Here is a 23,597-nt window from a genome sequence, read left to right as displayed (position 1 = left end):
CTCTAAAGAGTTGCTCACCCAAGGTTGCCTCGCGCAGCTCCTGGGGAAACTGGCAAGGCCCTGATAAACAAAGGGTTCAGAGGTTTTTCGGCGCTACCTCCTTGGAGGTAGGCGGCGCAAGCATAGACATGCAGGCGCCTGGGCTTCCTTGATCGGTGTCAAGTTTTATCGGGGTTGGCCTCCCTAGTCTGCAGCCATGGATCAATGGCTGGAGACTCCAAGATGACTCAACCACGATTACGCCAAGGCCTGGTGCTGGGCATGAGCACCCTGGCCTTCACCGTCTGCTTCATGGTCTGGATGATGTTTGCCGTGCTCGGCGTGCCGATCAAGGAGCTGTTGCAGCTCAACGAAACCCAGTTCGGCCTGCTGACCGCCACCCCGGTGCTGACCGGTTCCCTGGTGCGCCTGCCGCTGGGCATGCTCACCGACCGCTTCGGCGGACGCAGCGTGTTCTGCCTGCTGATGCTGGCCTGCGTGCTGCCGCTGTACCTGGTCAGCCACGCCACCGCCTACTGGCAGTTCCTGGTGCTGGGCTTGTTCGTCGGCTTGGCCGGGGGCTCGTTCTCGGTGGGCATCGCCTATGTCGCCAAGTGGTTCGACCAGGACAACCAGGGCCTGGCCATGGGCATCTTCGGTGCGGGCAATGCCGGTTCGGCCGTCACCAAGTTCCTCGCCCCGGCGCTGATCGCCGCCGGTAGCTGGCAACTGGTACCCAAGGTGTTCAGCGCCATCCTGTTCCTCACCGCGCTGCTGTTCTGGTTCTTCAGCGCCGACAACAAGGCCCATCGCCGGGTGTCCACGGTCGGCCTGGGCGAACAGCTCAAGGCCCTGGCCGAGCCTGCCGTGTGGCGCTACTGCCAGTACTACTCGATCGTCTTCGGCGGGTATGTGGCCCTGGCCCTGTGGATGACCAAGTACTACGTGCAGGAGTACGGCTTCAGCCTGCAGAGCGCCGCGCTGCTGGCTGCCTGCTTCTCCCTGCCGGGCGGGGTGCTGCGCGCCGTCGGCGGCTGGATGTCGGACCGCTGGGGCGCCCAGAGCGTGACCTGGTGGGTGCTGTGGGTGAGCTGGATCTGCCTGTTCCTGCTGTCCTACCCGCAGACCCAGTTGCAGGTGCAGACCGTCAACGGCCCGCTGGACTTGCATATCGGTCTGAACCCTGCGCTGTTCACCGTGCTGCTGTTCGTCATGGGCATCGCCTTCGCCTTCGGCAAGGCCTCGGTCTTCAAGTACATCGCCAACGACTACCCGCAGAACATGGGCGCGGTGTCCGGCATCGTCGGCCTGGCCGGTGGCCTGGGCGGCTTCATCCTGCCGATCCTGTTCGGCGCCCTGGTGGACCTCACCGGCGTGCGCTCTTCCTGCTTCATGTTGATGTACGGCGTGGTCTGGGTGTCGCTGATCTGGATGTACCTCAGCGAGATCCGTCGGCGCCCGCTACTGGGCAAGCACCCATCCGCCATCCAGGCACCGTTTTCGAGCATTTCCCAAGGAGAAGAACATGTCGGTTCTTAATACGCCCGGCACTGGCCCGGTGATCCACGACTGGCGCCCGGAGGACCCGGCCTTCTGGGGCCAGAGCGGCAAGCGCACGGCCACCCGCAACCTGTGGATCTCGATTCCCGCGCTGTTGCTGGCCTTCGCCGTGTGGATGGTCTGGAGCACGGTGATCGTGCGCCTCAATGCCATCGGCTTCAGCTTCAGTACCGACCAGCTGTTCTGGCTGGCGGCCCTGCCGGGACTCTCGGGGGCGGCGCTGCGAGTGTTCTACTCGTTCATGGTGCCGATCTTCGGCGGCCGGCGCTGGACCGCCCTGAGCACCGCCTCGCTGCTGGCGCCGTCGCTGTGGATGGGCTTTGCCGTGCAGGACCCGGCCACGCCCTACAGCGTGTTCGTGATGATCGCGCTGCTGTGCGGTTTTGGCGGTGGCAACTTCGCCTCGAGCATGGCCAACATCAGCTTCTTCTACCCCAAGTCGCAGCAGGGCACGGCCCTGGGCTTGAACGCCGGGCTGGGCAACCTCGGGGTGTCGGTGATGCAGTTCTGCGTACCGCTGGTGATCACCTTCGGCCTGTTCGGGGTGCTGGGCGGCCAACCCCAGGTGCTGGCCGACGGTGGCCGGTTGTGGTTGCAGAACGCCGGTTTCATCTGGGTGCCGTTCATCCTGCTGGTGACCCTGGCGGCCTGGTTCGGCATGAACGACCTGTCCAGCGCCAGGGCCTCGTTCAGCGAGCAGGCGGTGATCTTCAAGCGCAAGCACAACTGGCTGATGTGCTGGTTGTACCTGGCCACCTTCGGCTCGTTCATCGGCTTCTCGGCGGCATTCCCGCTGCTGATCAAGACGGCCTTTCCCCAGGTCAACGCCCTGACGTTCGCCTTCCTCGGCCCGCTGGTGGGCGCCCTGGTCCGGCCACTGGGTGGCTGGCTGGCGGACAAGCTGGGCGGCGCGCGGGTGACCCTGTGGAACTTCGTGCTGATGATCCTGATGGTCTTCGGCGTGCTGGCGTTCATCCCGCAGCCGGGGGAGAGCGGCAACTTCTACGGCTTCCTCGGCCTGTTCATGCTGCTGTTCATCACCACCGGCATCGGCAACGGTTCGACCTTTCGCATGATCCCGGTGATCTTTCGCACCCTGCATGAGCGCGCCGCCAGCGGCAAGGGCAGCGCCGCCCGCGAGCAGGCCCTCAAGGACGCCGGCAAGGAGTCGGCCGCGGTGCTGGGCTTCAGTTCGGCCATGGGGGCCTTCGGCGCCTTCTTCATTCCCAAGACCTTCGGCACCTCGATGAGCCTGACCGGCAGCCCGGCGCTGGCCTTCTACATGTTCGTGGTGTTCTACCTGAGCTGCATCGTCGTGACCTGGTGGTGGTACGCCCGCAAGGGCGCCCAGACCCCTTGCTGACATGCCCCCGTATCCAACCTTTGCCGAGTCGGGGCGCAGAACCCCGCAGCACGCCTGAGAGGACAGCATCATGAGTCACTTGCTGGATCAACTGCGGTTTTTCAACCGCAAGCAAGGCGAGTTTTCCGCCGGTCACGGGGAAACTCGCAAGGAATCGCGCGACTGGGAGAACGTCTACCGTTCGCGCTGGCAGTACGACAAGATCGTGCGCTCCACCCACGGGGTGAACTGCACCGGATCGTGTTCGTGGAAGATCTACGTGAAGAACGGCCTGATCACCTGGGAAACCCAGCAGACCGACTACCCGCGCACCCGCACCGACCTGCCCAACCACGAGCCCCGTGGTTGCCCCCGGGGCGCCAGCTACAGCTGGTACATCTACAGTGCCAACCGCCTGAAGTACCCCAAGGTACGCAAGGCGCTGCTCAAGCTGTGGCGCGAGGCGCGCCAGACCCTGCCACCCGTGGAGGCCCGGGCCAGCATCGTCGAGGACCGGGCCAAGGCCGACTCCTACAAGAGCAAGCGCGGCATGGGTGGCTTCATCCGTTCCAGCTGGGACGAGGTGACCCAGATCATCGCCGCCGCCAACGTCTACACCGTGAAGCAGTACGGCCCGGACCGGGTGGTGGGGTTCTCGCCGATCCCGGCCATGTCGATGATCAGCTACGCCGCCGGCGCCCGTTACCTGTCGCTGATCGGCGGCACCTGCCTGAGCTTCTACGACTGGTACTGCGACCTGCCTCCCGCCTCGCCGATGGTCTGGGGCGAGCAGACCGACGTGCCGGAGTCGGCCGACTGGTACAACTCCAACTACATCATCGCCTGGGGTTCCAACGTCCCGCAGACCCGTACCCCCGATGCGCATTTCTTCACCGAGGTGCGCTACAAGGGCACCAAGACCGTGGCCATCACCCCGGACTATTCGGAGGTGGCCAAGCTCACCGACCTGTGGCTCAACCCCAAGCAGGGCACCGACGCGGCCCTGGCCCAGGCCTTCAACCATGTGATCTTCAAGGAATTCCACCTGGAGCGGCCCAGCGCCTATTTCACTGAATACGCCAAGCGCTACACCGACCTGCCGGTGCTGGTGCTGCTCAAGCCGATGCTCGGCACCGCGCCGGGCGCCGGCTACCAGCCGGACCGCTTCCTGCGCGCCTCGGACCTGGCCGACAACCTGGGCCAGGACAACAACCCCGAGTGGAAGACCATTGCCCTGGATGCCGATGACCAGCTGGTCTCGCCCCAAGGCTCGATCGGCTATCGCTGGGGCGAGCAGGGCAAGTGGAATATCCTGCCCCGCGAGGGCGGCGCCGGGCGCGAGATCGACCTGCGCCTGAGCCTGATCGGCGGCGACGTCGCCGAGGTGGCGTTCCCGTACTTCGCCGGTGCCGGCCACGAGCACTTCGAGCATGTGGCGGGCGATGCCGTGCAGTTTCGCCGGGTGCCGGTGCGCAGTCTGACCCTGGCCGACGGCAGCCAGGTCAAGGTGGCCACGGTGTTCGACCTGTCGGCGGCCAACCTGGCCATCGACCGCGGCCTGGGCGGCGCCAACGTCGCTCGCGACTACGACGATGCCAACGTACCCGGGACCCCGGCCTGGCAGGAGCAGATCACCGGCGTCAGCCGCGAGAAGGCGATTCAGATCGCCCGGGAGTTCGCCGACAACGCCGACAAGACCCGTGGCCGCTCGATGATCATCCTCGGCGCGGCGCTCAACCACTGGTACCACATGGACATGAGCTACCGCGGGCTGATCAACATGCTCATGCTCTGCGGCTGCATCGGCCAGACCGGTGGCGGCTGGGCCCACTACGTCGGCCAGGAGAAACTGCGCCCGCAGTGCGGCTGGCTGCCCCTGACCTTCGGCCTGGACTGGAGCCGGCCACCCCGGCAGATGAACGGCACCAGTTTCTTCTATGCCCACAGCTCGCAGTGGCGCCACGAGAAGATGAACATGCACGACGTGCTCTCGCCCCTGGCCGACAAGAGCCAGTTCCCCGAGCACGCCCTGGACTACAACATCCGCGCCGAGCGCGCCGGCTGGCTGCCCAGCTCGCCGCAGTTCAGCAGCAACCCGCTGCACATCTGCCGTGACGCCGCCGCGGCCGGCATGGCGCCCAAGGACTACGTGGTCAAGGCCTGGCAGGACGGCAGCCTGCGCTTCGCCTGCGAGCAGCCGGACGATCCGGCCAATTTCCCGCGCAACATGTTCATCTGGCGCTCGAACCTGCTGGGGTCTTCCGGCAAGGGCCACGAGTACATGCTCAAGTACCTGCTGGGCACCCGCAACGGCGTGATGAACGAGGACATCGGCCAGTCCGGCGACTGCAAGCCGCAGGAAGCCGAATGGGTCGAGCAGGGCCCGACCGGCAAGCTGGACCTGGTCACCACCCTGGATTTCCGCATGTCCTCGACCTGCGTGTATTCCGACATCGTCCTGCCGACCGCGACCTGGTACGAGAAGGACGACATGAACACCTCGGACATGCACCCCTTCATCCACCCGCTGTCGGCGGCCATCGACCCGGCCTGGGAATCGCGCACCGACTGGGAGATCTACAAGAGCATCGCCAAGGCCTTCTCCGAGATGAGCGAAGGGCACCTGGGGGTCGAGCAGGACCTGGTCACCGTGCCTCTGCTGCATGACAGCGTCGGCGAGCTGGCCCAACCCTTCGGCGGCAGCGACTGGAAGAGCGCCGGAGTGGCGCCGCAGCCGGGCAAGAACGCGCCGAACCTGCAAGTGGTGGAGCGCAACTACCCGAACATCTACAAGCAGTTCACCTCCCTGGGCCCGTTGCTGGAAAAGCTCGGCAACGGCGGCAAGGGCATCAACTGGAACACCGAGGAGGAAGTCCAACTGCTGGGCGAGTTGAACTACCGCGAGCAGGAGGCGGGCATCAGCCAGGGCCGGCCGAAGATCGACACCGCCATCGACGCCGCCGAAGTGGTGCTGTCCCTGGCCCCGGAAACCAACGGCCGCGTGGCGCTCAAGGCCTGGGAAGCCCTGTCGCGGTTTACCGGTATCGACCACAGCCACCTGGCGCAATCCAAGGCCCATGAGGCGATCCGCTTCCGCGATATCCAGGCCCAGCCGCGCAAGATCATCTCCAGTCCGACCTGGTCCGGCCTGGAAGACGACCACGTGAGCTACAACGCCGGCTACACCAACGTCCACGAGAACATCCCGTGGCGCACCATCACCGGGCGCCAGCAGTTCTACCAGGACCACCCGTGGATGCAGGCCTTCGGCGAGCAGTTGATGAACTACCGGCCACCGGTGGACACCCGGACCATCGAAGCGGTGAAGGGCAAGCGCGCCAACGGCAACCCGGAGATCGTCCTCAACTGGATCACCCCGCACCAGAAGTGGGGGATCCACAGCACCTACAGCGACAACCTGCTGATGCTCACCCTGAGCCGTGGCGGGCCGATCGTCTGGCTCTCGGAGATCGACGCCAAGCGCGCCGGCATCCAGGACAACGACTGGATCGAGTGCTTCAACGCCAACGGCGCGGCGACCGCCCGGGCGGTGGTCAGCCAGCGGGTCAAGGAGGGCATGGTGATGATGTACCACGCCCAGGAACGGATCGTGAACGTGCCCGGTTCCGAGACCACCGGCACCCGTGGCGGCCACCACAACTCGGTGACCCGGGTGGTGCTCAAGCCCACCCACATGATCGGCGGCTATGCCCAGCAGGCCTACGGTTTCAACTATTACGGCACGGTCGGTTGCAACCGCGACGAGTTCGTCGTGGTGCGCAAGATGGCCGAGGTCGACTGGCTCGACGGTTCCCGTGGCGACGAGCTGCCACAGCCGTTGCCCACCGAGATGGAATGAGGAATGCAGTCATGAAGATCCGTTCGCAAATCGGCATGGTCCTGAACCTGGACAAATGCATTGGCTGCCACACCTGCTCGGTCACCTGCAAGAACGTCTGGACCAGCCGCGAGGGCATGGAATACGCCTGGTTCAACAACGTCGAGACCAAGCCCGGGATCGGCTACCCCAAGGAGTGGGAGAACCAGGACAAGTGGAAGGGCGGTTGGGTGCGCAACGCCAATGGCTCGATCAACCCGCGCATCGGCGGCAAGTTCCGGGTGTTGGCCAATATCTTCGCCAACCCCGAGCTGCCAGGCCTGGACGACTACTACGAGCCGTTCGACTTCGACTACCAGCACCTGCACACCGCGCCTTCGGGCAACCACCAGCCCACCGCGCGACCACGCTCGGTGGTGTCGGGCAAGCGCATGGAGAAGATCGAGTGGGGACCCAACTGGGAGGAGATCCTGGGCAGCGAGTTCGCCAAGCGCCGCAAGGATCGCAACTTCGACCAGATCCAGGCGGACATCTACGGTGAGTACGAAAACACCTTCATGATGTACCTGCCGCGCCTGTGCGAGCACTGCCTGAACCCGGCCTGCGCGGCGTCCTGCCCGAGCGGGGCGATCTACAAGCGCGAGGAAGACGGCATCGTCCTGATCGACCAGGAGAAGTGCCGTGGCTGGCGCATGTGCATCAGCGGCTGCCCGTACAAGAAGATCTATTTCAACTGGAAGAGCGGCAAGTCCGAGAAGTGCATCTTCTGCTACCCACGGATCGAGGCCGGCATGCCCACCGTGTGCGCCGAGACCTGCGTCGGGCGCATTCGCTACCTCGGCGTGCTGCTCTACGACGCCGACCGCATCAGCGAGGTGGCCAGTACCGCCGACGAGCAGGACCTGTACCAGAAGCAGCTGGAGATCTTCCTCGACCCCCACGATCCGGCGGTGATCCGCCAGGCCCTGGCCGATGGCGTGCCGCAGTCGGTGATCGACGCCGCGCAGCGCTCGCCGGTGTACAAGATGGCCGTGGACTGGCAACTGGCGCTGCCACTGCACCCGGAATACCGGACCTTGCCGATGGTCTGGTACGTGCCGCCGCTGTCGCCGATCCAGAACGCCGCGGCGGCCGGCACCGTGGGCATGAGCGGGGTGATCCCGGATGTCGACAGCCTGCGCATTCCGCTGCGCTACCTGGCCAACCTGCTGACCGCCGGTGACGAGCAACCGGTGCGGCGCGCACTCAAGCGCCTGCTGGCGATGCGTGCCTACAAGCGCTCGGAACAGGTGGACGGCACACCGGACCTGCAAGTCCTGGCCGACGTCGGCCTGAGCGTGGCCCAGGTCGAGGAGATGTACCGCTACCTGGCCATCGCCAACTATGAAGATCGCTACGTGGTGCCCAGCGCCCATCGCGAAGAGGCCATGAGCGACGCCTTCGCCGAGCGCTCGGGCTGCGGCTTCAGCTTCGGCAGCGGCTGCAGCGGCAGTTCCGACACCAACCTGTTCGGCGCGAAGAAGGCCAACCGCCGCGACATCATCAAGACCGTCCAACTGTGGGAGGACTGACCATGCGCATTCTCAAGGTGATTTCACTGCTGCTGGACTACCCGACCCAGGAACTGGTCGCCGGCCGAGATGAACTGGAGCAGGCGATCATCCAGGCCCGGGAGATCAGCCCGCGCCAGCGCGGGGCGCTGTTCGAGCTGCTGGAGCTGATCTGCAACAACGACCTGATGGACCGCCAGGAGCACTACGGGGCGCTGTTCGGCCGGGGGCGGTCACTGTCGCTGCTGCTGTTCGAGCATGTGCACGGCGAGTCCCGCGATCGCGGCCAGGCCATGGTCGACTTGCTGGCCCAGTACGAGGCGGCGGGTTTCGCCCTGGGCGTCAAGGAGCTGCCGGACTACATCCCGCTGTACCTGGAGTACCTGTCGACTCGCGATGAGCTGGAGGCGCGCGAGGGCCTGGCCGATGTCGCGCACCTGCTGGCGCTGCTCGCCGCCCGCCTGGAGGAGCGTGAGAGCTTCTATGCCGGCTGCTTCCGCGCCTTGTTGCAGATCGCCGGGGCCGAGCCGCACCAGGCCGTGGCCGATGTGCGTGAGCAGGTGGCGGCGGAGCAGCGCGACGATTCCCTGGAGGCCCTGGACAAGATCTGGGAGGAGGAGGCGGTGGACTTCCTCCAGGCCCAGCAGCAGGACCGTTGCGCCGGACAGGCCAGTGCGCCGGGCAAGCCCCGGGAGGAAAGCGCGGTGCCGCTGCACTGGGTGGATTTTCAGGATCAAGGGCTGGCCCGCAAGCCGGCCGGGGAGGTGGGTAATGTCTAAGTGGAACCTGTTGTTGTTCGGGGTGTATCCCTATGTGGCCCTGGCGATCTGCCTGCTGGGCAGCTGGGCGCGGTTCGACCTGTCCCAGTACACCTGGAAGGCCGGCTCCAGCCAGATGCTCTCCAGCCGTGGCATGCGGCTGGCGAGCAACCTGTTTCACATCGGCGTGCTGTTCGTCCTGGCCGGGCATTTCGTCGGCTTGCTGACCCCGGCCTCGGTCTATCACCACGTGATCAGCACCGAGCACAAGCAACTGCTGGCCATGGTCTCCGGTGGATTTTTCGGCCTCCTGTGCCTGCTGGGCCTGGTACTGCTGATCAAGCGGCGCCTGACCGACCCTCGGGTGCGGGCGACTTCCAGCACTTCGGACATCCTGATCCTGCTGGTGCTGCTGGCCCAGTTGCTGCTGGGCTTGCTGACCATCGTCGCCTCCACCGGGCACATGGACGGTTCGGTGATGGTGATGCTCGCCGACTGGGCGCAGTACACCGTGCTGTTGCGGCCGGTGGATGCGGCGGCGGCCATCGCCCCGGTGGCCCTGGTGTACAAGCTGCATGTGCTGCTGGGTCTGAGCCTGTTCGTGCTGTTTCCCTTTACCCGCCTGGTGCACATCGTCAGTGCCCCGGTGTGGTACCTGGGCCGGCGTTATCAAATCGTGCGGCAGAAAGCCTGAGGAGGCGACCATGACCAGTGGATGCGGATGTGGCGGTAATGGGGGTGGCAATGGCGGCTGTTCCTCCTCGGCAGTGCACCCGCCCCAGGCGGTTGGCCAGGGGCCGGAGCTGGCGGTGGAGGTAACGCCGCAGCTGATTGCCAGCAGTGAGCAGGAATGGCCGGTGGTCAGTGTCAACGGCACCCTGATCGAGCCCCAGGCCATGGCCCAGGAGCTGCAATACCATCCGGCGGCCGATCGCCAGGAGGCGGTGTTCCTGGCCGCCCGGGCGCTGGTGATCCGCGAGCTGTTGCAGCAACGGATCGCCGAGCTGGGCCTTGGGGCCCGGCTCGGTGCCGGGGAGAACCAGGAGGAGGCGGCCACCCGCTTGCTCCTGGAACATGAAGTGCAGGTGCCCGAATGTGACGAGGCCAGCTGCCAGCGCTATTACGCCAGCAACCGCGGGCGCTTCCACAGCGCGCCGCTGCTGGCGGTGCGGCATATCCTGCTCGAGTGCGCCCCGGACGATGCCCAGGCGCGGGCCCAGGCCTTCACCCAGGCGCAGATTCTCTGCGAGCGGCTTGTGCAGTTCCCCGGGCAGTTCGCCGAGCTGGCGCGCAAGTACTCGGCCTGTCCGTCCAAGGAGCAGGGCGGCGAGTTGGGGCAGATCAGCAAGGGCCAGACCGTGCCGGAGCTGGAGCGCCAGTTGTTCACCCAGGGCCAGGGCCTGGTGGCCAAGCCTTTGGAGAGTCGTTATGGCTGGCACGTGCTGAGCGTCGACCAGCGGATCGAGGGCCAGCCCTTGCCCTACGAGGCGGTGGCCACGGCGATCCGCACCCAGCTGCAGCAGGGGGTGTGGCAGAAGGCGGTGGTGCAGTACCTGCAGACCCTGGTGGGCGCCGCGGACATCCGCGGGATCCGCCTGCAGGGTGCCGATTCGCCGCTGGTGCAATAGGAGCAGGAGCATGGGCAAGCTGATGCAGGATGGCTTCGGGCGGCAGATCGACTACCTGCGCCTGTCGGTGACCGATCGCTGCGATTTGCGTTGTGTCTATTGCATGGCCAGCGACATGACGTTCCTGCCGCGCCAGCAGGTGCTGACCCTGGAGGAATTGCTGCGCCTGGCCACGCTGTTCGTCGGCCAGGGCGTGCGCAAGATCCGCCTGACCGGCGGCGAACCGCTGGTGCGCCCGGGGATCGTCGAGCTGTGCCGGCAGATCGCGGCCTTGCCGGGCCTGCGGGAGTTGGTGATGACCACCAACGGCACGCAGTTGCAGCGCCTGGCCCGGCCCCTGGCCGACGCCGGGGTGCGCCGGCTGAATATCAGCCTGGACAGCCTGGACGGCCAGCGCTTTCGGGCCATCACCCGCAACGGTGACCTGGACCAGGTGCTGCGCGGTATCGAGGCCGCGCGGCAGGCCGGCTTCGAAGGCATCAAGCTCAACTGCGTGGTGATGCAGGGGCGCAATTTCGACGAGGTGCCGGCGCTGCTGCAATACGCCATCGACCAGGGCATCGATATCACCTTCATCGAGGAAATGCCCCTGGGGGAGGTGGGGCGCTCGCGGGGCGAGGCGTTCTGTGCCAGCGACCAGGTGCGGCGACTGATCGCCAGCCGCCATGCCTTGCTCGACAGCGCCGAGAACAGCGGCGGCCCGGCGCGCTACATGCGCCTGGTGGAGCATCCGCGAACCCGCGTCGGTTTCATTTCACCCAACAGCCACAACTTCTGCGCCACCTGCAACCGGGTGCGCCTGACCGTCGAGGGCAAGCTGTTGCTGTGCCTGGGCCAGGAAGACTCCCTGGACTTGCGCGGCCTGCTGCGCCGCTATCCGCTGGACGATGCGCCGCTGATCGACGCCCTGCAACAGGCGTTGCGGCGCAAGCCGCTGCGCCATGACTTCGATCCCCAGGGCGCGGTGCAACTGGTGCGCTTCATGAACATGAGCGGGGGCTGACGCGCCATTTGCCGCCAAGCCTTCCATCCCGCAGAACCTTGCGAAACGTGTTGCCTGCCCGGCGAGTCCTGCGGCCTCGTACGCAACCTCGCGCTGCTCGGCAGCGGCTACAGGGTTTGATGTTGGGCAGTCGCCGGGGAGCGGAAAAATACTTGATCACGATCAATGGCAATCAATCTCATGCTCCGTAATATCCCTGCATCTTGTGTTTTGAGATTCCAAAACACCTATATGTAGTGTCAGGAGGGTGAATGCACAGCACACTGATCGAAGTGGGGCACAACCGGCTGCACAAGCGCGATGGCAGCCTGGTGGCCTTTGACGCGGACAAGATCCGCCAGGCGCTGATCGCTGCCGGCAAGGCCACTGGCGAGTACGCCGAAGCCGAAAGCGAAGGCCTTTTGGCGGCGGTCCTGGCCCACCTGGAAGGGTGTCCGCAGCTGCATGTGGAGCAGATCCAGGACCGGGTCGAACGGGTGCTGATGGACGCCGGGCACTTCCTCTCGCTACGCGCTTACATCGTCTACCGCGAACAGCACGGGCGCCTGCGCCGCGATCGCAAGACCCTGGTAGAGGTGGCGGCCTCGATGAACGAGTACCTGGACCGCCAGGACTGGCGGGTCCAGGCCAATGCCAACCAGGGTTATTCCCTGGGCGGGCTGATCCTCAATGTATCCGGCAAGGTCACCGCCAACTACTGGCTCGACGAGGTCTACAGCGAAGCCATCGGCCGCGCCCACCGCGAGGCCGACCTGCACATCCACGACCTGGACATGCTTGCCGGCTATTGCGCCGGCTGGTCCCTGCGCACCCTGTTGCACGAGGGCCTCAACGGCGTGCCGGGGCGGGTCGAGGCAGCGCCGCCCAAGCACCTGGGCAGCGCCCTGGGGCAGATGGTCAACTTCCTTGGCACCTTGCAGAACGAATGGGCCGGGGCCCAGGCCTTCAGTTCCTTCGATACCTATCTTGCGCCCTATGTGCGCAAGGACCGGCTGGGTTTCGAAGAGGTGCGCCAGGCCATCCAGGAGTTCATCTACAACCTCAACGTACCGTCGCGCTGGGGAACCCAGACCCCCTTCACCAACCTGACCTTCGACTGGGTATGCCCGCAGGATCTGCGCGAGCAGATCCCGGTGATCGGCGGGGAGGAAATGCCTTTCGCCTATGGCGAGCTGCAAGCCGAAATGGACCTGATCAACCGCGCCTATATCGAGGTCATGCAGGCCGGCGACGCCAAGGGCCGGGTGTTCACCTTCCCGATTCCCACCTACAACATCACCCATGACTTTCCCTGGGACAGCGACAACGCCGAGCGGCTGTTCCAGATGACCGCCCGCTATGGCTTGCCGTACTTCCAGAACTTCCTCAATTCGGACATGCAACCCAACCAGGTGCGCTCCATGTGCTGCCGCCTGCAACTGGACGTGCGCGAGCTGCTCAAGCGCGGCGGCGGGCTGTTCGGCTCGGCGGAGCAGACCGGCTCCCTGGGCGTGGTGACCCTCAACTGCGCGCGCCTGGGCTACCTGTACAAGGGCGATGCCAGCGGCTTGCTGCGGCGCCTGGACCTGCTCATGGAACTGGCCATGGAGAGCCTGGAGGTCAAGCGCAAGGTCATCCAGCACCACATGGACGCCGGCCTGTATCCCTACACCAAGCGCTACCTGGGCACCTTGCGCAATCACTTCTCCACCATCGGCGTCAACGGCCTGCACGAGATGCTGCGCAACTTCAGCGACGACCAGATGGGCCTGCACACCGCCCAGGGCCGGCGCTTCGCCCTGAACCTGCTGGACCATGTGCGCGCCACCCTGGTGCGCTTCCAGGAAGAGACCGGGCATTTGTACAACCTCGAAGCCACGCCGGCCGAGGGCACCACCTACCGTTTCGCCAAGGAGGATCGCAAGCGCTTCCCCGGCATCCTCCAGGCCGGCTGCCATGAGGCGCCGTACTACACCAACTCCTCGCAGCTGCCGGTGGGCTACACCGACGATCCGTTCGAGGCCCTGGAACTGCAGGACGAGCTGCAATGCAAGTACACCGGCGGCACGGTGCTGCACCTGTACATGGCCGAGCGGATTTCCTCGGCCCAGGCCTGCAAGCAACTGGTGCGCCGGGCGCTGGAGCGGTTCCGCCTGCCATACCTGACGATCACCCCGACCTTCTCCATCTGCCCGGTACACGGCTACCTGGATGGCGAGCACGAGTTCTGCCCGAAATGCGATGAGGCCCTGTTGCTGGCGCAGCGCCAGGGCAGCCTGCACTGAGCCACTTTCCCTGAAGACCAAGGAGTTTCTCCCATGACTGCACAAGCCAACCTGCCTACCGCCCAACGCCAGCGCTGCGAAGTCTGGACTCGAGTGATGGGCTACCATCGTCCGGTCGCCGCGTTCAATCCCGGCAAACAGTCCGAGCATCGCGAGCGCCTGCACTTCAACGAACGCGCGGCCACGGCCACTCACCCTTGAACCGAGCACTACGGGTCGGGGGCCTGGTGCCCCTGACCACCCTCGACTACCCGGGGCGGCTGGCCTGCGTGCTGTTCTGCCAGGGCTGCGCCTGGCGCTGCCGCTACTGCCACAACCCGCAACTGATCCCGCCCCGAGGCCTCGATGAGCGTCCCTGGGAGCAGGTCCTGGAATTCCTCCGGCGCCGCCAGGGGCTGCTGGAAGCGGTGGTGTTCAGTGGTGGTGAGCCGACCTTGCAGGAGGGGTTGCCGGACGCCATGGCCCAGGTCCGGGAGCTGGGCTTCGCCGTGGGCCTGCACAGCGCCGGGATCAAGCCCGAAGCCCTGGCCCGGGCCTTGCCATTGGCCGATTGGGTGGGTTTCGACGTCAAGTCCCTGGCCGAGGATTGCCAGGCCATCACCGGCGTGCGCGGCAGTGGCGCGGCCAACTGGCGCAGCCTGGAATACCTGCTGCAAAGTGGCGTGGACTACGAATGCCGGACCACGGTGCACTGGCACCTGGTCGATCCGGCCAGGCTCATGCTCCTGGCCGAACGCCTGCGACAGCGTGGCGTCGAACGCTTCGTCGTGCAGTGGGTACGCACTGCCCGGATGCTCGATGAGGACCTGCCCCCTGCAATGCCCCAAGGCCGGTTGCCCGACTTGTGGGCTGCCCTGGGCGAACTGTTCCCCGACTTCGAGCTGCGTATGTAGCCGGTCCGGCCCACTTGGCCGCTCAGGCAGTTGGCCGGCGCCAGGTTTCGAAACCATCCAGCAGCAGGCCGAGGCCGGCTTCGAAGGTGTTGCCGCTATTGACCTGGACAAAGTGCGTGCCGAGAAAGGCAGCGCCCGGGTAGTCGCCTGCGGACCTGGCCAGGTAGCCGCTGATGAAATCGCCATGGGCTTGTGGCGCCTGGTGGTTTTCCTTTTCCGCGGCGATCACCGAGATGAACAGCAGCAACAGGTGATAGGCCATGGCGGCGAAGGGCTGGGGCAGGGCGGCCTGTTCGAGGATCCGGCCGATGTGATCGAAGTAGGCCAGGCCATAGTCGATCTCGCCCGGCTGCACGCGCTGGAACAGGCGGAACTTGTTCTCGGTGAGAATGTAGGTCGCCAGGCCCGGCCAGCGTTCGAGGATCGCCAGCGACGAGTGGGCGAAGGCCTCGATGTCCTGGCGCCAGTGGCCGGTGATCGGCGGCAGTTGTTGCAGGCGCTCCTTGAATGCGGCGTTGATCACCGCGCTGATCAGCTCGTCGCGATTGCCCAGGTGATAGTGGACCATGCCGGCAGCGACCCCCAGTTCCTTGCCGATCCTGACCATGCTGACTTCCGCCAGGGATTCGCCCTGGGCGATGCCGATGGCGCAGTTGATCATGGCCTCGCGCGAGACGTCCTGGTCGCCCTTGGGACGACGTCCCGAACGTTTGCGAGGGGCGGCCTTGGCGGTGACGGGGGAGGCGGGTTTCTCAGACATCCAGATGTCCCATGGGCTAATTGACAGGCTCTCAGATTAGCATCTAGCTTTTGCCGGGTTCAAATTGAGGATCTGTCAATTATGCCGCCCACTTCCCTCGATCCCTGCCTGCTGCGCAGCCTGGACCTCAACGCCCTGGTGGCCTTCGTCGCGGTCTACCGCGAGCGCAACGTCTCCCGCGCGGCGCACTGCCTGGGCCTGACCCAGCCCGCGGTGAGCAATGTGCTGGGCAAGTTGCGCCGGCGCTTCAACGATCCGCTGTTCCTGCGCGCAGGCCGACAACTGGCGCCCACCCCCTTGGCGACCCGCCTGGCCGAGGACCTGCAACCGGCGCTCGGGGCGCTGGAGGCCGTGTTGGCCGGCTATCCGCAAGCGCCTTCGGGCGAGGGCGGGAAATTTTTTCAGGGCTATAATTGACACTATCTCAATTGTTGTTCTAGTCTGGCTTCAGGTTTAATTGAGTGCATCTCAATTATTGCTTGTAAGCGATCCTTCGGGATCTGGCAGGAGGGCCCGTCGTGGCTAATCCCAACAACAAGAAAGTCGCAGTGACCGCCGGTCTGCGTGGTGCATCCTGGAGTGCCCAGCGCATGCTCGAGCCGTATCGATCCACCCCGTACCCGTTGCTGACCGAGGACGGCCAAGGCGCCCTGGGCATGCTGTTTTCCCGGGGTGGCGAGCGCAAGGTGCTGTTCATCATGCATCCTCGCGAGCTGGTGCTGACCCACTACCTGGTGCCCGATGCCCTGGATGCGGGCTGGGCCTGCTGGGTCCAGGGCGCGCGCTCGATCGGCAACGACCTGCGCCTGGAGCACGAGTTCGCGCTCTACGATGTCGCCGCCGGCATGCGTCACCTGCGGGCGCAGGGTTTCGAGACCATCGTGCTGCTGGGCAATTCGGGGGGCGCCGGGCTGTTTGCCTTCTACAACCAGCAGGCCCTGTGCGCTCCCGCACAGCGCATCAGCCATACCCCCGCCGGGCGGCCCACCCGTTTCGCCAGTGCCGACCTGCCCGCGGCGGACGGCATCGTCCTGGTGTCGCCGCATCCGGGCCAGGGCATCTTGCTGATGAATGCCCTGGACCCCTCGGTCACCGATGAGCTGGACCCGTTCTCGGTGGATCCTCGGCTGGACCCGTTCAGCGCCGCCAATGGCTTTTGCGCACCGCCGGACAGCTCGCGCTACAGCGCCGAGTTCATCGAGCGTTATCGCGCCGCGCAGCGCCAGCGGGTCGCCCGTATCGATACCTTCGCCCGGCACCTGGTCGAACAACGCCAGGCCGCGCGTGAACGCCTCAAGAACGGCGGCTCGCGCCAGGACAAGGCCGTGGCCAGCCATGGCCCGATCTTCCAGGTGTGGCGCACCGATGCCGACCTGCGCTGCTGGGATACCAGCCTCGACCCGTCCGACCGCTATGTCGGCTCCCTGTGGGGCAGCGACCCGTTTATTTCCAACCTGGGCAGCGTCAGCTTTGCCCGCACGGTGACCCCGGAGTCGTGGCTGTCGACCTGGTCCGGGTTGTCCTCGAACGCTTCGCTGGCCAAGTGCGCCGGGGCCATGGAGCAGCCCCTGCTGCTGATCGAGTACAGCGGTGACAACTGCGTATTCCCCGGCGACGCCGACGCCATCTACGACGCCATTCCAGCATCCAGCAAGGAGCGCCAGCGGGTGCGCGGCAACCATCACGGCCAGGCCCTGGAGGAGGGCGAGACCAGCGGCCAGATCCTCGCCGGCAGGCATTTGCAACGGTGGCTCCAAGACCACTTCTAGACGACCAAGAGCCTGAACGGCCAAGCATCCTAACGATCAAGAGCGTGCAGTCATGACAATTACAACAACTCAAGCCTCTTTCTCCACTGCCTCGGATACCCGCGGCGAACCCCTGCGCCACGTCGCCGCGCCGATTCCCGGGGTGGTCTATCCGCCCCAGGGCGAGCTCGAGCGCTACCTGCGTGAAGGGGTGCTCGGTTTCCAGACCCTGGTCGATGGTTTTGCCGCCATCGTCCGCCAGTACCCGGACAACGTCGCGCTGCTCGGCCCCGGGCTGCGCATCACCTATCGCGAGCTGGACCAGCGCTCCACCCGCCTGGCGGGGGCCTTCCTGCAGCAGGGCCTGCAACCGCTGGACCCGGTGGTGTTCCAGCTGCGCGACAGCGAGCAGCTGGTGATCGCCTTCCTCGCCTGCCTCAAGGCCGGGTTGATCCCGATCTGCACCCTGGCGGCGCACCGCGAGCGCGAGATCGGCTACCTGGCCAACCTGGCCGAGGCCAAGCTGCATATCGTCCAGGGCGATGACGCCAAGTTCGACAGCGTCGGTTTCGCCCGCAAGATGCGCGAAGCCACGCCGTCGTTGCAGTTGATCATGCAGGTCCGGGGCCCGGCCCAGGACGGCGTGCTGCACCAGGATGCGCTGGTGGACGGCATCGACCTGGCCAGTGCCGAAGCGCTGTTGCAAGGCGTGCGCCTGGACCCGTTCCAGGTGGCGGTCTACCAGTTGTCCGGCGGCACCACCGGGGTGCCGAAGATCATCCCGCGCTTTCACAACGAGTACCTGTACAACATGCGCGCCGTGGCCCAGTGGCTCGATTACCGGGCTGACGACGTGCTGTTCATGCCGCAACCGATGGTGCACAACCTCAACATGGGTTGCTGCTTCGGGCCGTTCCTGATGACCGGCGGCACCATCACCGTGACCCCCGACCTGCAGCCGGAAACCCTGATTGCGTTGATCGCCTCGACCAGGCCGACCTGGCTGATGCTTGGCGGGCCGATCATCGCCCGCCTGGAATCGGCGATCCAGGATGGCCGGGTCGACCTGGGCAATGCCCGGGGCGTGCTGGTGGCCAACAGCGCCGCCAAGTTGCAGAAGCTGCTGGGGGTGCGGACCCACAATGTGTTCGGCATCACCGAAGGCGTGATCATGTTCGGCCACCGCGAAGACGGGGCCGAGGCCCACGACACTACCAATGGCCGGCCAGTCTCGGCCTTCGACGACATCCGCATCCTGGTGCCCGGCACCGAGCAGGACGCCAAGCCCGGCGAGATCGGCGAACCGGCGTTCAAGGGGCCGTACACCATCCACGGCTATTTCCGTGCCGAGGAGCGCAACCGCGAAACCTTCACCCGCGACGGTTACTACCGCTCCGGCGACCTGATGTACACCAAGGTCCTGGAGGGCAAGACCTACTTCGTGTTCTGCGGCCGCCTGAAGGACCTGGTCAGCCGCGGTGGCGAAAAGATCAATTGCGAGGAAGTCGAACTGGCGGTCGCCGGGCATCCGGCCGTCGCTGCGGTGGCGGCCGTGGGTTACCCATGCCCGGTATTCGATGAGCGCCTGTGCGCCGCCCTGGTGCTGCGCGACGGTTTCGCCGCGCCCACGGTCGCCGAGCTGGGCGCCTTCCTCGAGGACTACGGCCTGGCCAAGTTCAAGTGGCCGGAGCGCATCGAAGTGCTGGAGGCCTTCCCGCTGACCGCCTCCGGCAAGCTCAGCAAGGAAAAACTGCGCGAGCAGGTCAAGGCCAACGTGCTGCATGAAAAGGCCAAGCAAGCGAACTGACAGACCGTTCAAAGGAGTACCGAAAATGGCAAACCAGCCCGTTCTCAAAGGCGTCCACCACAGTGCCAGGCCCACCTGGAAACTTCGTGAGACCGTGGAGTTCTACCGCGACAAATTGGGGCTGCCGCTGGTTCATGCGATCTCGGCCCGTGGTTGGGGACCGTCCAACCACCCCGATTTCCTGCACTTTTTCTTCGACAGCGGCCAGCACAGCACCATCGCGTTCTTCTACTACATCAACACCGAGCAGCCGGACTACACCCAGCCCGTAGCGGACTACCGCTACGAGGCCACCCACACCGCCTGGCGCGTCGACAGCCGCGAGGAGTTGCTGGCCTGGCGCGAGCGCCTGGAGAGCCAGGGCATCGCGTTGATCTTCCAGATTCGCCACGAGCTGATCGAGTCGATCTACTTCAACGACCCGAATGGCTACTACCTGGAGATCACCATCCAGGAGCGGCCGATGGACGCCCTGGACGCCGAGGATGCCACCCGCACCCTGGAAGCGGCCATGGCCCTGGAAGACGGCCTGCAGGCCGGTGGCGGTGCATTCACCAGCATCGACCAGGTATGGCGGGCCAAGGCCAGGGCCATCGATCCCGGGGCCGACGACGAGCTGGCCTTGTACGTGCTCGATGCGCCGGAGTTCTCGCCGTTGGTGCAAGCGGCGCAGCAGGCCAGCGGCGTGCACCTGGAAAAGCTCGGCAACGGCTACTGGAAGATCACCACCGAAGACGCCCTGGTGTTCGAGCGCAAGCAGCTGGGCTTTGTGCCGGCCTTGTGGAACGCCGCGTTGACCGGTGGCTTCGTTGGCCAGGTGAGTGAATTCGACCGTTATCGGTTGCAGATCAGCCGGGGAGAGCAGTGATGAAGATCGCGATTGTCGGTGGCGGCCCTTCGGGGCTCTACCTGGGCTTGCTGCTCAAGCGCGGCGCGCCGGACTGGCAAGTGGAAGTGGTGGAGCAGAACGCGGCGGACGCGACCTTCGGTTTTGGCGTGGTGCTGGCCGACAGCGGGCTGCAGCAACTGCGCGAGGCCGACGAGGCGTCCTATGATGCCCTGTGTGCCGCCACCAAGCAGCACGAGCACCAAGTGATCGTGCAGGCGGAAACTGCCATCGATATCCGCCTGCCGGTCAAGGGCGGGGCCATTCCACGCCTGACCCTGTTGCAGATCCTCGAGCAGCAAGCCGAAGCCGCGGGAGTGCGAGTGCATTACCGCGAACGCCTGGAAAGCCTCGCCGACCTGGCCCGCCTGGGGCTGGACGACGCCGATGTGGTGGTGGGCGCCGACGGTATCAACTCGGTGGTGCGCCGGGCCTTCGAGGACGGTTTCGGCACCACCAGCAGCACCCTGGGCAACCACTTCGCCTGGTACGGCACGCCCAAGGTGTTCGACGCCTCGGCGCTGGTGTTCCGCAAGTATGGCGGCGGGCATTTCGTGGCCCATTACTACGCCTACAGCGACACCATGAGCACCTTCGTCGCCGAGTGCGACGACGCTACCTGGCAGCGCCTGGACCTGGGCAGCCTCAGCGACGGCCAGCGCCAGGCGCTGATGGAAAAGATCTTCGCCCCCGAGTTGCAAGGCGCGCCGTTGCTCGACGGTGGCGCCCGGGTGGTCTGGCGCCAGTTCCCGGTGATCCGCAATGCCCACTGGACCCATGGCCGTCATGTGCTGGTGGGCGATGCCCTGGCCAGCGCGCATTTCTCCATTGGTTCGGGCACGCGCATCGCCATGAACGACTCCATTGCCCTGGCCCGGGCGCTGCTCGATTGCAGCGGCGATGCCCTGGCTGGCCTCGCGGCCTACGAGCAGGGCCACAAGCCCAGCAAGCAGAAGCTGATCCGCGCCTCGGAGCGCTCCTACCTGTGGTACGAGGACATGGCGCGCTGGATGGACGACTACAGCGCCGAGCAATTCGTCTACCAGTTCATGACCCGCACCGGCCGCGTGGATGACCAGCGCCTGCGCCGCGAATACCCGGAACTGATGGCGCGCCTGGGTCGTGTCGGGAGCCCGGCATGAACGAGAGTGTCGAGATGGTCGTCGACCATCAGCCGTTCACGGTGCGGCGCACGGTGCGCTGGATCGATTGCGACCCGGCGGGAGTGGCCTTCACCGGGCGTTTCAGCGAGTACCTGATCGGTGCCGTCATGCACTTCTACCGGCATATCGGCTGGGGCCCGGGGGCCAAGGGCGAGGCCAATGTCGGCCTGCCTTGCAAGCACATGGCGCTGACCTTCCACGTGAGCCTGCCGCCGGAAACCACGGTGGACATCGTGATCCGGGTCGGGGCGATTCGCGAGCGCAGCTTCGACCTCTTGGCCCATGCCCGGCTGGCGGACGGGCGCCTGGCCTTCGAAGGCGTGTTCGCGCCGATCTGCATCGAGCCACGGGAGCGCCGTGGGGTGCCCATCCCGCCTGCCCTGCGAGACATCCTGCAGTTCCACCACATCACTGATGAAGGGGGCCGCCCATGAACGCGACCTATCGAATTGGCCAGATCGTGCCCAGCTCCAACACCACGATGGAAACCGAGATCCCGGCGATGCTCCATGCCCGGCAACTGATCCGGCCGCAACGTTTCACCTTCCACTCCAGCCGCATGCGCATGCACAAGGTGACCCGCGAGGAGCTGGAGGCGATGAACCGCGAAGCCCTGCGTTGCGCGGCCGAGCTGGCGGACGCCCGGGTGGACGTGATGAGCACCGCCTGCCTGGTGGCGATCATGGCCATGGGCAACGGCTACCACCGCAAGGTCCAGGAGGAGCTGACGGCCATCGCCCGGGCCAACCAGTGCCAGGCGCCGGTGATGACTTCGGCCGGGGCCCTGGTCGAAGGCCTGAAGATCATGGGCGCCAAGCGCATCTCCTTGCTGGCGCCGTACATGCGCGGCTTGTGCGACCGAGTGGTGGAATACATCGAGAGCGAAGGCATCGAGGTGGTCGATTCGATCGCCTTCGAGATCCCCGACAACCTCGAGGTGGGCAAGCGTGATCCGGCGTTGTTGCTCGAGGATGTGCGGCGCCTGGATACCCGGGGCGTGGACGTGGTGGTGCTGTCGGCCTGCGTGCAGATGCAGTCGCTGCCGTCGATCCAGGCGGCCGAGGACGCCCTGGGCATTCCGGTGACTTCCACTGCGGTGTGCACAGTGCGCCGCATGCTCGACCACCTGGGCCTGGAGCCTGTGGTGCCCGGTGCCGGGGCGTTGCTCTCGGGGCGGTATCCGGCGGTGAAGGAGGGCGCCCATGCGTGAGGCACTGATCGTCTCCACCGCGCGCACGCCGATCGGCAAGGCCGGGCGTGGCGCGCTGAACCACATCAAGTCACCGACGCTGATGGGCCATGCCCTGCGCCATGCCGTCGAGCGCGCGGGGGTCGAGCCCGGGGCCATCGACGATGTGGTCATCGGCACGGTGCTGGCCGCCGGCACTGCTGGCTCCAACCTGGGGCGCAATGCGGTGTTCGCCGCCGGGTTGCCGGTCTCGGTGAGCGCGCAGACCCTGGATCGCCAGTGTTCCTCGGGGTTGATGGCGATCGCCACGGCGGCCAAGCAGATCATCGTCGATGGCATGGACGTAGTGGCCGCGGGCGGCCAGGACAATATCTCCGCGGTGCAGCAACGCTATTTCCAGTGGGTCGCCGACGAGCAGGATGACGCGGTGATCCAGGCAGTACCCCATGCCTACATGCCGATGCTGCAAACGGCGGAGGTGGTGGCACGCAAATACGGCATCAGCCGCGAGCAGCAGGATGAGTTCGCCTATGTCTCGCAGTTGCGTACCGCCCGGGCCCAGGCCCAGGGGCTGTTTGCCGATGAGATCGTGCCCATCGAGGTCCGGCAGCAGATCGTCGACAAGCTCACCGGGGTTTCCCGCTTGCAGGCGCTGACCCTGCACCAGGATGAGGGCAACCGGCCCGAAACCACGCTGGACGGCCTGGCGCGCCTGGCGCCGGTGCTCGATGGCGGAAGCATCACCGCCGGCAATGCCAGCCAGCTGTCCGATGGCGCCAGTGCCTGCGTGCTGGTGGACCGGCGCCTGGCCGAACAGCGGGGCTACAGCGCGCTGGGCCTGTATCGCGGCATGGCGGTGGCCGGGCTGGCGCCACAGGAGATGGGCCTCGGCCCGTTGCTGGCCATTCCCAAGCTGCTCAAGCAGCACGGCCTGCAGGTCCAGGACATCGACCTGTGGGAGCTCAACGAGGCGTTCGCCTGCCAGGCCCTGTATTGCCAGCGCCAGCTGGATATCGACCCCGAATGCTGCAACGTCAACGGTGGCGCCATCGCCATCGGCCACCCCTACGGCATGACCGGTGCGCGCCAGGTGGGGCACGCGCTGCTCGAAGGCAAGCGGCGCAAGGCGCGCTACGTGGTGGTGTCGATGTGCGTCGGCGGCGGCATGGGCGCAGCGGGGTTGTTCGAGATCGCTTGACGGTGGCGGCCCGCGCCATGGCCCTGCCTGG

Annotated in this window: 20 protein-coding genes; 19 read left to right on the top strand and 1 reads right to left on the bottom strand. The window is 65.9% G+C overall.

Annotation, left to right across the window (positions count from 1 at the left end; translation table 11 throughout):
- The first annotated feature begins 222 nt into the window (after positions 1–222).
- The 11 genes from ATY02_RS17190 (at position 223) to ATY02_RS17140 (ending at position 14,815) form a co-directional block, all read left to right on the top strand.
- Positions 223–1,518: an MFS transporter gene (locus tag ATY02_RS17190; protein WP_068583296.1), complete on the top strand. Its 1,296-nt coding sequence runs from the start codon at positions 223–225 to the stop codon at positions 1,516–1,518.
- Positions 1,505–2,902 carry a NarK family nitrate/nitrite MFS transporter gene (locus ATY02_RS17185; protein ID WP_053129315.1) on the top strand — a complete coding sequence of 466 codons (1,398 nt, stop codon included), beginning with the start codon at positions 1,505–1,507 and terminating at the stop codon, positions 2,900–2,902. The genes ATY02_RS17190 and ATY02_RS17185 overlap by 14 nt, the downstream gene beginning before the upstream one ends.
- A 70-nt stretch (positions 2,903–2,972) precedes the next feature.
- Positions 2,973–6,740: a nitrate reductase subunit alpha gene (locus tag ATY02_RS17180; protein WP_068583297.1), complete on the top strand. Its 3,768-nt coding sequence runs from the start codon at positions 2,973–2,975 to the stop codon at positions 6,738–6,740.
- An 11-nt stretch (positions 6,741–6,751) separates the two neighbouring features.
- Positions 6,752–8,290, top strand: coding sequence for a nitrate reductase subunit beta (narH, locus tag ATY02_RS17175; protein ID WP_068583302.1), 1,539 nt, complete (start codon positions 6,752–6,754; stop codon positions 8,288–8,290).
- Between the two features lie 2 nt (positions 8,291–8,292).
- A complete protein-coding gene (gene narJ, locus ATY02_RS17170) occupies positions 8,293–9,048 on the top strand; it encodes a nitrate reductase molybdenum cofactor assembly chaperone (RefSeq protein ID WP_068583304.1) in 756 nt (251 codons plus the stop codon).
- Positions 9,041–9,721 carry a respiratory nitrate reductase subunit gamma gene (gene narI, locus ATY02_RS17165; RefSeq protein ID WP_068583307.1) on the top strand — a complete coding sequence of 227 codons (681 nt, stop codon included), beginning with the start codon at positions 9,041–9,043 and terminating at the stop codon, positions 9,719–9,721. The genes narJ and narI overlap by 8 nt, the downstream gene beginning before the upstream one ends.
- Before the next feature lie 10 nt (positions 9,722–9,731).
- On the top strand, positions 9,732–10,655 hold the full coding sequence (locus tag ATY02_RS17160) for a peptidylprolyl isomerase (RefSeq protein ID WP_068583311.1): 924 nt from the start codon (positions 9,732–9,734) through the stop codon (positions 10,653–10,655).
- Positions 10,656–10,665: 10 nt separating this feature from the next.
- Entirely contained in the window at positions 10,666–11,658 is a 993-nt protein-coding gene (gene moaA / locus ATY02_RS17155; RefSeq protein ID WP_068583314.1) for a GTP 3',8-cyclase MoaA, read from the top strand.
- 251 nt (positions 11,659–11,909) lie between these two features.
- Positions 11,910–13,922 carry a ribonucleoside triphosphate reductase gene (locus ATY02_RS17150; RefSeq protein ID WP_068583317.1) on the top strand — a complete coding sequence of 671 codons (2,013 nt, stop codon included), beginning with the start codon at positions 11,910–11,912 and terminating at the stop codon, positions 13,920–13,922.
- A 33-nt stretch (positions 13,923–13,955) separates the two neighbouring features.
- Positions 13,956–14,123: an anaerobic ribonucleoside-triphosphate reductase gene (gene nrdD / locus ATY02_RS17145; protein ID WP_068583321.1), complete on the top strand. Its 168-nt coding sequence runs from the start codon at positions 13,956–13,958 to the stop codon at positions 14,121–14,123.
- A complete protein-coding gene (locus ATY02_RS17140; RefSeq protein ID WP_068583324.1) occupies positions 14,120–14,815 on the top strand; it encodes an anaerobic ribonucleoside-triphosphate reductase activating protein in 696 nt (231 codons plus the stop codon). Before nrdD ends, ATY02_RS17140 begins: the two co-directional genes overlap by 4 nt.
- 22 nt (positions 14,816–14,837) lie before the next feature.
- Here ATY02_RS17140 and ATY02_RS17135 read toward each other — a convergent pair whose 3' ends face one another.
- Positions 14,838–15,575, bottom strand: coding sequence for a TetR/AcrR family transcriptional regulator (locus ATY02_RS17135; RefSeq protein WP_068583327.1), 738 nt, complete (start codon positions 15,573–15,575; stop codon positions 14,838–14,840).
- Positions 15,576–15,656: 81 nt separating this feature from the next.
- Between ATY02_RS17135 and ATY02_RS17130 the strand changes: the two genes are divergently transcribed.
- The 8 genes from ATY02_RS17130 (at position 15,657) to ATY02_RS17095 (ending at position 23,566) form a co-directional block, all read left to right on the top strand.
- Positions 15,657–15,992: a LysR family transcriptional regulator gene (locus ATY02_RS17130; protein ID WP_068583331.1), complete on the top strand. Its 336-nt coding sequence runs from the start codon at positions 15,657–15,659 to the stop codon at positions 15,990–15,992.
- 101 nt (positions 15,993–16,093) lie between these two features.
- Positions 16,094–17,344 (top strand): alpha/beta hydrolase, encoded by a 1,251-nt coding sequence (locus ATY02_RS17125; RefSeq protein WP_176719789.1) that lies wholly within the window; start codon positions 16,094–16,096, stop codon positions 17,342–17,344.
- A 52-nt stretch (positions 17,345–17,396) separates the two neighbouring features.
- Positions 17,397–19,130, top strand: coding sequence for an AMP-binding protein (locus ATY02_RS17120; protein WP_083235970.1), 1,734 nt, complete (start codon positions 17,397–17,399; stop codon positions 19,128–19,130).
- Positions 19,131–19,155: 25 nt separating this feature from the next.
- Positions 19,156–19,998 (top strand): VOC family protein, encoded by an 843-nt coding sequence (locus ATY02_RS17115; protein WP_068583334.1) that lies wholly within the window; start codon positions 19,156–19,158, stop codon positions 19,996–19,998.
- Positions 19,998–21,158, top strand: a complete 1,161-nt coding sequence (locus ATY02_RS17110; RefSeq protein ID WP_068583337.1) for an FAD-dependent monooxygenase — start codon at positions 19,998–20,000, stop codon at positions 21,156–21,158. The genes ATY02_RS17115 and ATY02_RS17110 overlap by 1 nt, the downstream gene beginning before the upstream one ends.
- Positions 21,155–21,613: an acyl-CoA thioesterase gene (locus tag ATY02_RS17105; protein WP_068583340.1), complete on the top strand. Its 459-nt coding sequence runs from the start codon at positions 21,155–21,157 to the stop codon at positions 21,611–21,613. The genes ATY02_RS17110 and ATY02_RS17105 overlap by 4 nt, the downstream gene beginning before the upstream one ends.
- The gene (locus ATY02_RS17100) at positions 21,610–22,389 is read left to right on the top strand and encodes an aspartate/glutamate racemase family protein (RefSeq protein WP_068583343.1); all 780 of its coding nucleotides are present in this window, start codon (positions 21,610–21,612) and stop codon (positions 22,387–22,389) included. The genes ATY02_RS17105 and ATY02_RS17100 overlap by 4 nt, the downstream gene beginning before the upstream one ends.
- The gene (locus tag ATY02_RS17095; protein WP_068583345.1) at positions 22,382–23,566 is read left to right on the top strand and encodes an acetyl-CoA C-acyltransferase; all 1,185 of its coding nucleotides are present in this window, start codon (positions 22,382–22,384) and stop codon (positions 23,564–23,566) included. The genes ATY02_RS17100 and ATY02_RS17095 overlap by 8 nt, the downstream gene beginning before the upstream one ends.
- Positions 23,567–23,597: the final 31 nt, after the last annotated feature.

Origin of the sequence: Pseudomonas sp. BIOMIG1BAC (genome assembly GCF_001705995.2) — a bacterium.
GTDB lineage: Bacteria > Pseudomonadota > Gammaproteobacteria > Pseudomonadales > Pseudomonadaceae > Aquipseudomonas > Aquipseudomonas sessilinigenes.
The sequence above is the reverse complement of the archived record's forward strand: the minus strand, read 5'-3'. Positions and strand labels throughout refer to the sequence as shown.

Bases quoted from the DNA above. Each gene is read 5' to 3' on its own strand.
- ATY02_RS17190 (WP_068583296.1), top strand. From the start codon at position 223: ATGACTCAACCACGATTACGCCAAGGCCTGGTGCTGGGCATGAGCACC.
- ATY02_RS17185 (WP_053129315.1), top strand. From the start codon at position 1,505: ATGTCGGTTCTTAATACGCCCGGCACTGGCCCGGTGATCCACGACTGG.
- ATY02_RS17180 (WP_068583297.1), top strand. From the start codon at position 2,973: ATGAGTCACTTGCTGGATCAACTGCGGTTTTTCAACCGCAAGCAAGGC.
- narH (WP_068583302.1), top strand. From the start codon at position 6,752: ATGAAGATCCGTTCGCAAATCGGCATGGTCCTGAACCTGGACAAATGC.
- narJ (WP_068583304.1), top strand. From the start codon at position 8,293: ATGCGCATTCTCAAGGTGATTTCACTGCTGCTGGACTACCCGACCCAG.
- narI (WP_068583307.1), top strand. From the start codon at position 9,041: ATGTCTAAGTGGAACCTGTTGTTGTTCGGGGTGTATCCCTATGTGGCC.
- ATY02_RS17160 (WP_068583311.1), top strand. From the start codon at position 9,732: ATGACCAGTGGATGCGGATGTGGCGGTAATGGGGGTGGCAATGGCGGC.
- moaA (WP_068583314.1), top strand. From the start codon at position 10,666: ATGGGCAAGCTGATGCAGGATGGCTTCGGGCGGCAGATCGACTACCTG.
- ATY02_RS17150 (WP_068583317.1), top strand. From the start codon at position 11,910: ATGCACAGCACACTGATCGAAGTGGGGCACAACCGGCTGCACAAGCGC.
- nrdD (WP_068583321.1), top strand. From the start codon at position 13,956: ATGACTGCACAAGCCAACCTGCCTACCGCCCAACGCCAGCGCTGCGAA.
- ATY02_RS17135 (WP_068583327.1), bottom strand. From the start codon at position 15,575: ATGTCTGAGAAACCCGCCTCCCCCGTCACCGCCAAGGCCGCCCCTCGC.
- ATY02_RS17130 (WP_068583331.1), top strand. From the start codon at position 15,657: ATGCCGCCCACTTCCCTCGATCCCTGCCTGCTGCGCAGCCTGGACCTC.
- ATY02_RS17120 (WP_083235970.1), top strand. From the start codon at position 17,397: ATGACAATTACAACAACTCAAGCCTCTTTCTCCACTGCCTCGGATACC.
- ATY02_RS17115 (WP_068583334.1), top strand. From the start codon at position 19,156: ATGGCAAACCAGCCCGTTCTCAAAGGCGTCCACCACAGTGCCAGGCCC.
- ATY02_RS17110 (WP_068583337.1), top strand. From the start codon at position 19,998: ATGAAGATCGCGATTGTCGGTGGCGGCCCTTCGGGGCTCTACCTGGGC.
- ATY02_RS17105 (WP_068583340.1), top strand. From the start codon at position 21,155: ATGAACGAGAGTGTCGAGATGGTCGTCGACCATCAGCCGTTCACGGTG.
- ATY02_RS17100 (WP_068583343.1), top strand. From the start codon at position 21,610: ATGAACGCGACCTATCGAATTGGCCAGATCGTGCCCAGCTCCAACACC.
- ATY02_RS17095 (WP_068583345.1), top strand. From the start codon at position 22,382: ATGCGTGAGGCACTGATCGTCTCCACCGCGCGCACGCCGATCGGCAAG.